Here is an 8,074-nt window from a genome sequence, read left to right as displayed (position 1 = left end):
CCTTCCCGTGGGAAGGGGAACGGCTCAAAGGAATATATATCCCCGTCGCTTGACTACTACAAGCACAACCGGGAAAGGCTGTCAAGGGCTTCGCCGCCGCAGGCGGTGGCGCAAGCGCCACCCTTGACTGCCTTCCCCGGTTGCGCTATACAGACCACGGCGACGGGGAATATATTATATCCTTTGAGCTTCGGGGCGCGGGGCTTAAGCCCCGCATTTAGGCAGGAACCTCGGGGCAACTTGGCCCGAAGCCCTGTCTTATTTCTCCTTCTCCGCCTTTTTCTCGGGTTTCGCGTGTTCCTTCTGCTTGCCCTTCCAATCGTCCAGCAGTTTGATGATCTGCTCCTTCATTTCCTGCGGGGTCTTTTCCTTACCGAAATACTCTTCCAGTTCTGCACCGTTGATAATCACTTTGTCTACCTCCTTCTTTTCTTCCAGCATAATCCCATCAATCACATCACCATTGAGCACGCCTTTCTGGTCGAGCTCCCGCATACGTTGTGCCTGCGAGAGAGACGGGGCCGATTGCTGCGCGTCAATGGCAACGGCGATATACTGCTGATTTTTCGGTGCGATATAGGCAAGCTCCACAGCGGGAGTGAATTTTATCCGGCCCTCGTCCATGACCTTTGAGAGTTCCGGCACAAGGTCGTTGAGCTTAATATACCGCTGAACCTGTTTCACCGTCATTTTGTTGCGGAGGGCCACAATCTCATTGGAGCGTTTTCCGGCCTCCTTCGGGTCAATTTGGCCCGAAGTCTCCCGCGCTCCCTGATGTTTGATGGCCTCCAACTGCATTTTCAGGGCCTTCGCCCGCTCACTGGGAAGGATATTTTCACGTTGGTTGGTATTGTCCTCCACCATCTGCGTGATGGCCTGTTCGTCGGTAAGGTTGCGGACGATACAGGGCATATCCAAATATCCGGCAAGCTGGCTTGCCTTCTGGCGGCGGTGGCCGGACACGATTTCATAGCCGCCGCCCTCACGGGGCCGCACAATGGCGGGCTGTGTTACGCCCTTATCCTTGACACTGGCAACCATCGCCCGCATTTCTTCATCATCACGCACCTGAAATGGGTGGTTTTTGAAGGCGTGGAGCTCGGACAGGTTGATGTGGACAATCTGTTCCGGCTCCCCGGAACGCGGGGCCGCCACGGGCCCGGCAGGTTTTTCCGGTTCCTTCGGCTTCTCCGGGACCGGAGCCTCTTTTTTCGGCTCGGCCTTTTTGGCGGCAGTCGGTTTATCCGATTTTTCAGGGGCCTTTTTTACCGCTTTCGGAGTGCGGCCCGCCTGCTTCTCCGGCTCTTTCTTATCCTTCTGTTCCGTTTTTTCAGGCTCGGCGGGTTGTCCCTTCCCGGCCTCCGTCACCTTTGCCGCCTTTTCTTTCTCCGCAACGATTTTATCAATCATAGCGCCGGAAATATCGATGACATTTCCGGGGCGGCTTTTATCCGCGGGGCCTGCCGCGTCCGTCTTTTCCTGTTTCGGGCCGCTGTCCTTTTCGGGGGCCGGGGCCTCCTTTACCGGGGGTGAACCTGCGGCTTCTTTGGTGGGCGGCGCGTCCTTGCCGGGGGGCTTCTGTTCAGGAGCGGCGGAGCCGCTCTTGGTCGGTTCCTCCTGCTTCAAATCTTTTTTATCATCAGCCATTCAATTAACCTCCTTCATTTTGGCATGAAAAAAGGGCCTAACTTTTTCAGTCAGGCCCACAAGCGGCCTCGGGCCATGTTGGCCCGAAGCATGGGAATTGTCCTCCTTTCCGCCTCACAACGGAAAACGCCGCCCGTAGTCTCTACTTGGGCGGCGCTTGTCCGGTAACGTGATAAGCTCGTATTTTATTTTTTCCCTTGTTTACGGGGTATATAGTCACTTTCCTTTTAACAACGGCCCGACAGGGCCTGCTGGCCTTATAGGCGCTACCGGACCCGCCGGGCCTACTGGACCTTCCGGACCCACAGGGCCTGCCGGGCCTACCGGAACTACCGGCGCAAACGGGCCTGCCGGGCCTACTGGCGCTACCGGACCTACAGGCGCTGCTGGCCTTATAGGCGCTACCGGACCTGCCGGGCCTGCCGGCGCAAATGGGCCTACTGGACCTACCGGCGCTACCGGCTCTACCGGACCTACAGGTGCTACTGGACCTACTGGCGCTGCTGGACCTACAGGCGCTACCGGACCTGCCGGGCCTACCGGCGCAAATGGGCCTACTGGACCTACTGGCGCTACCGGCTCTACCGGACCTACAGGTGCTACTGGCCTTATAGGCACTACCGGCGCTACCGGACCAACGGGAGCAACCGGTGCTACTGGCCCGACCGGCGCTACCGGACCTGCCGGCGAAGCCCCAGACGATGTTTTTGCCTCATTTGCCACTTTTGCAATTCCATTTACCAACGCCACACAAATACCACTGGGAACGTCTACGGCTGATCCCACCGGGCAGATCGTCTTATCGGATCCCACCCATATTGACCTTGCTCCCGGATATTATTTAATTTCATACCATGTTTCTTCCATTCTCAGTACACCGGGATATATGCAAATCACACCATATTACAATGGAAGTTCGCATATTGAATATGGAATATACTTTAGAACCGCTTCAAATTATACAACCGCATATGGCTCCAACTCCATTATCATCGATGTTCCGGAGCAGACCCGTTTTTCCCTGACTTTTAACAGTCCTGTCACCAACACTGAAGGTACTGCAACTATAACGGTTGTCAAACTTAACAGAGCATCTCTGACTGGATGATTCACATGCCCTGTTAATCCATGCAGCAAATAACAGGCAGCACAAAAGCCGGACGGCTCTTTCCGGCCGTCCGGCTTTTGTGCAATTTCTGTCGGGATTATACTATATCACGATGTCGTTTTGAATATCATTTGCTATTATTTACGGCAGGTGCACCCTCTCATGTTCAGCACCCCCTCCATAACGGCCAGCGCGCATGCCACCCCATCCAGAACCGGTACTTTTACGTCGTCTTTAATCGCTTCATCTAATCCTGTAAAACCGGCGCACCCCAGTACGATAACATCGGCTCCGTCCTCCCGGACCGCCTGCCCGGCCGCGCGAATCAACAGTTCTTCCTGGCTTCCTGTCCACTCAGGTTTTGGTGCCCTGACAGATGCGAGAAATTTTTCCAGTCCGTACTGTTCCACCATACGGCGTTTCAGATAAGTAGTGGCGGAACTTGAGCCAACTACGGAAAACTTCCGGCCAAGAAGCGGCGCCATCCTCATAGAGACCTCACCAATCCCCATCACCGGTTTCCCTGTTATCTCTTTTGCAGCATCCAGGCAGGGATCCAGATGGCATGCAATGATAAATCCATCATAATTGTCCTCCTGTTCCTTCAATAGTTTCAAGAGGTGCGGCCCTGAGGCCAGCTGATCCGCATAACTGCCGATAAAGGGAGGCGCCTCCGTGATGCGGCATACCTCTGCTTCAAATCTGTCTCCTGCTGCGGCACGGACCGTCTCTTTAATTGACTCCGTCATTTCGATACTGCTGTTGGGATTTATTACCAATATCTTCATTTTCTCTCCCCCACTTCATTTTGTCCATAAGAATCAGTGTCTGATACAACACCCTGGTTCCCTTTTCTATCTGAGCCTCCGTCGTATATTCCCTGGGCGAATGGCTGATACCGCCTTCACTCGGAACAAAAATCATCCCGGCCGGTACCCGGTATATTATCTCTTTTGAATCATGGCCCGCACCGCTTGACATCGTTACGGAGCGAATTTGAGGCTCTTTTTGGCATACCTCGGAAATTGCATTGATAACAGCGCCGTCCAGCATTCTCGACGGTTTGTCAACCTGAAGTTCAAATTCAATTCCAAACGGTTTCAATTCTTCCTCAACGCTGCCATATAGCTTCAGTTCCTCTGTAAAATGCTCTACCCTGACCGGATCCAGGTCACGCAGTTCCAGTAAAAGGACTACCTCAGAAGGAATTACATTATACATCCCGGGTTTTACCCTGACATCCCCCACAGTGGCGACAAAAGGATGTCCGTATCTGAGCGCAGTATCCCATATCTTCTCTATGAGTAAGGACGCAGCCCTCACCGGATCTTTTCTCAGCTTCATCGGCGTTGTACCCGCATGGTTGGATTCTCCGGTTATATGAACCATATAGCGGGTAATTCCAACAATCCCGTCTACAATTCCGATGTCGCAGCCTTCATTCACCAGATATGCTCCCTGTTCAATATGCAGCTCGATAAATGCCCCGACCTGATTCATATCACGAATAGACCTTTCCAAATCACTGCAGTCCAGACCATAGCGGGCCAGTTTTTCGCATAATCCCTTTTCTTTCAAATCCTGACGTCCGGTCATTACACGGCTGCCAAATGTTCCTCCCATTTCACTGCCTTCTTCAGCGTTAAATGCAACCACCTCAATCGGATGAGCCGTCTCCACTTGATAATCATTCATCATCCTGACAGCTTCCAGAGCAGAAATAATTCCCAGATTCCCGTCATAGAGTCCGCCTTCCGTTACCGTATCGAGATGGGAACCTGTCATAATCGACAAAGCTCCGCTCCTGCTTCCCTCTCTGCGTCCGATAATATTGCCCAACCGGTCTTTTGAAACCGTAAGACCGGCTTCCTTCATCATTGCGATTAATTCTTTAGACGCCATCTCATATTCCCTGCTAAAGCCCGGGCGGGTGATCCCCCCATTCTCTGTTTTTCCGATATCCCCCGTCCGGTGAAGGCTTTCCATCAGACGTTCCATATTCACATCTGTCCGCATGTTTCTACTCCTGTTCCTGCAGCATCTGCAAATTTCTTCTCCGGCTCCTCCTCTATTCTGTCCTTTTTTCCAAAAAATTCATCCACTGTCTCTTTGGGCGGCGCCGGAGTCATCAGACTTACCAATATATTGGCTGCCGTCGACGTGAAAATGGCCGGAAGAATTGGCATCCATCCAAATGGCTGTTTCAGTACATACCATATTACTGCCGTCAGGATACCGGCCAGCATACCGGCCATTCCCCCCTGGGCGTTTGACCGTTTCCAGGTAAATCCGATAATAATCGTCATAGCAAGCATCGAGCCGAGGACGCCTACCATATTGGACTGAATCATCAGAACGGTGGAAGAATTAAACAGTGACAATACAATCGATATTATCCCAACCGTCAATGTCGTTCCTTTTGATATCGCCAGTACCCGCTCCCCCTCTGCATTCGGATTGATAAATTTCTGATAGATATCCCTGGTTGCCGTGGTTCCCGCCTGTAAAAGGACGGAGGCTGCCGTGGATATGGCGGCACCCAGGATGGCGGCCAGCACGATTCCCCCTATCAGAGGACTCACCATTTCTACCATTGCAATTGAAGCCACCGTATCTGTCTGTACAATGCCCGGGCGGAGGATTCTCATTCCCAGGCCAATTACCATAAGCGGAAGATAAAAAAGAACAAAAAGTATGCCCGAAATTCCCTGGCTGTAACGCGCCGTTTTCTCGTCTTTACAAGAATTAAACTTTGTAATAAGCTGCGGCAGCCCGAAATTACCAATCCCCCAGGTCACACACCATGAAAGCGCCAGTCCTGCGCCGATACTTCCGCCGGCAAAAGGATCCAGAAGCGCCGGGTCCTCCGTGTAAGCTAACCGGTGCAATTCCCAGAATCCGCCTGTCTTACCGAGAATGGCAATCATCAGCGCATATGCTCCAAAAAGAATCAAAACGGATGTCAAAACACTGGTCCATGCAACTGATTTCATCCCGCCCGTCACCGTAAAGGCCAGAAACACGATCCCCACAATTATCACGGACAGATACTCCGGAATCCCTGTGATCACCTTAATAATGGAGGCCGATGCAACCAGCTGGGCCATGGTAAACAGAACGGTTGAAAATAAAATTAGAACTGCGGCTATCGCCCCATGGGCCTTTCCAAACCGTCTGTCCAGGAAATCGGAAATTGTGACACCGCCAAACCGCCTGAGACGGGCTGCAAAAAATCCGGCAAACAGTATCGTACAGATTAAGGTTCCTGCCCAGTTCCACCAGCCTCCCCATCCGAACTGATAGTAATACCCCATATACCCGATAAAAGATACCGCACTCAATACCGTCGTAAAATATGAAGCCGCGCTGGACCAGACTCCGAGGCTCCTCCCCGCCACTGCCCAGTCATCGCTGCTTGATACTCCGCGTGACGCAAGCTTCCCAACAATAATCAGCGCCGCCAGATAAAGCAGCAGAATTATCACATAAACCATAAATACCTCCTCCAATAACTCCTCCGAATATTACTCTACTTGTTCCGTCTGTCATCCCGTTTCTGCGTAATATAAGCCAAAATCATTGGAAGCAGGCTGAGAAATCCAAAAAAGAGCCAAAAAATCTTCAAATCTGCCGGTATAAAATCTGGAATCATCCCTTTTCCTCCTCATTTTTTTCTATATATGTTTCGAGCAGGTGTCCCCAGCCCTTACTCTCCTCATCCACAATCCCGTTTTCCATAACCACGCGCCCTCTGACAACGGTCATCACCGGCTTTCCCTTCAGTCTCCAGCCGTCATACACTTTGGCAATTTCCCTGGACTGTGAGTAATTTTGATTCTTATCTACCGTAAATACCTCATCCATGTCCACCATTACAAAGTCGGCATCCGCACCGGCGCTTATCACACCCTTTTTCGGATACAGGCCAAATGATTTTGCCACATTCGTACTCATGAGATCAACTGCGCGTTCCATCGATAACCTCTTTTCATTGACTGCGTTGAGCATCAGGGGAAGACGGAGATCCACGCCGAGGAAACCGGATGGAGCCACAAATATATCATCTTTTCCGCTTTCTTTTTCCGCAACCGTATAAGTCGCATGATCACTTCCTATAAAATCAACGGAACCGTCTCTTACATAATCCCATAATGCATCCACGTCTTCTTTTTTTCTAAGAGGCGGATTGCATTTCGCATAGGCGCCATGCTTTACCACATCTTCCTCGGTCAGGAACAGATACTGGGGACATGTTTCCATATAAACCTCCAGCCCTTCCTGTTTTGCCGATTTGATAAGCTCCATGGATTCAGGAGTCGACATGTGGCAGAAGATCAGCTTCACACCGCAGTCCTTTGCAATCATCAGCAGCTTTCCGACTGTCTCATATTCCGCAAATTTGGGGCGGGACAGGCAATGGTATATCGGGGACACTTTTCCCTCTTTTCTGAATTCCTTTATCATTTTCGAAATAATATCATTGTTTTCCGCATGGACCGCACACAGCTTACCCGTCTTGGCCACTTCGCGGAAGCCAAAATACATCTCCCCGTCATTTGCCATTGTAAGCCCCATGAATTCCTCGTCCCTTCCCTCCGGCGCATCATGGAGGAAGGTTTTGAAAGCGACAATTCCCGTCTCCCCCATTTCTCTGATTTTATCGGGATACTTTGAACCTGCCGCACCAAAGAAAGCAAAATCCACGACACATTTGTCCGAGGCATCACGAATTCTTCTCTCCAGGATCTCCTTGGAATACTGCGGCGGTTTTGCAATCGGATGTTCCAGGATCGTCGTAACGCCTCCGGCGGCAGCCGCCTTCGTCTCCGTAAAGAAGGTTCCTCTGTCCGGTCTGCCCGGTTCTCTAACATGCATATGGGACTCTATCATCCCAGGAAGCAGGTACTTTCCCTCTGCGTCTATCACTTTCTCCGCCTCAGGTATTTCACTGTCCGTGCATACGCTGGCAATCATTCCGTCCCTGACTGCCACAGCGCCTTGAAAAAAAGTCCCGTTTGTATAAATCTTTGCATTTTTGATTACTAAATCCGCCTGTTTCATTTTCTTCCTCCTAAATTACATCTGAATCGTTCTTTTTGTCACCACATTCTTTGATTCTTTTTTGCATATGCTCCGGCCGAAGCAAATGTTGAATTTTTCCTTGCAAGGAGGTTTTTTTTCTGATAATATTTAATAAAATTTATAACTTGTATAAGAATTATAACATCGGCTTTTTCTGATGTAAAATATTAAAACCTGTTCATAATCATCGGCTTTTTCGATATTTAAAGAAAGCCTGCTAATAAAAAGTCAAGCACT

Annotated in this window: 6 protein-coding genes; all 6 read right to left on the bottom strand. The window is 50.7% G+C overall.

Annotation, left to right across the window (positions count from 1 at the left end; all coding sequences use genetic code 11):
- Positions 1-258: 258 nt before the first annotated feature.
- Positions 259-1,647 (bottom strand): ParB/RepB/Spo0J family partition protein, encoded by a 1,389-nt coding sequence (locus CLOSYM_RS03740; RefSeq protein WP_021641012.1) that lies wholly within the window; start codon positions 1,645-1,647, stop codon positions 259-261.
- A gap of 1,245 nt (positions 1,648-2,892) precedes the next feature.
- The gene (locus CLOSYM_RS03730; RefSeq protein WP_044902116.1) at positions 2,893-3,543 is read right to left on the bottom strand and encodes an aspartate/glutamate racemase family protein; all 651 of its coding nucleotides are present in this window, start codon (positions 3,541-3,543) and stop codon (positions 2,893-2,895) included.
- On the bottom strand, positions 3,488-4,771 hold the full coding sequence (locus CLOSYM_RS03725) for a Zn-dependent hydrolase (protein ID WP_021641009.1): 1,284 nt from the start codon (positions 4,769-4,771) through the stop codon (positions 3,488-3,490). The genes CLOSYM_RS03730 and CLOSYM_RS03725 overlap by 56 nt, the downstream gene beginning before the upstream one ends.
- A complete protein-coding gene (locus tag CLOSYM_RS03720) occupies positions 4,756-6,249 on the bottom strand; it encodes a sodium:solute symporter family protein (protein WP_021641008.1) in 1,494 nt (497 codons plus the stop codon). The genes CLOSYM_RS03725 and CLOSYM_RS03720 overlap by 16 nt, the downstream gene beginning before the upstream one ends.
- 35 nt (positions 6,250-6,284) lie before the next feature.
- Positions 6,285-6,407, bottom strand: coding sequence for a hypothetical protein (locus tag CLOSYM_RS23610; RefSeq protein WP_021641007.1), 123 nt, complete (start codon positions 6,405-6,407; stop codon positions 6,285-6,287).
- Complete coding sequence (gene allB / locus CLOSYM_RS03715; RefSeq protein WP_021641006.1) at positions 6,404-7,816, bottom strand: allantoinase AllB; 1,413 nt, start codon at positions 7,814-7,816, stop codon at positions 6,404-6,406. The genes CLOSYM_RS23610 and allB overlap by 4 nt, the downstream gene beginning before the upstream one ends.
- Positions 7,817-8,074 lie beyond the last annotated feature (258 nt).

Origin of the sequence: [Clostridium] symbiosum ATCC 14940, assembly GCF_000466485.1 — a bacterium.
Lineage (GTDB): Bacteria > Bacillota > Clostridia > Lachnospirales > Lachnospiraceae > Otoolea > Otoolea symbiosa.
Note: the sequence above shows the minus strand (reverse complement) of the source record. Positions and strands in the feature narration are given on the sequence as shown.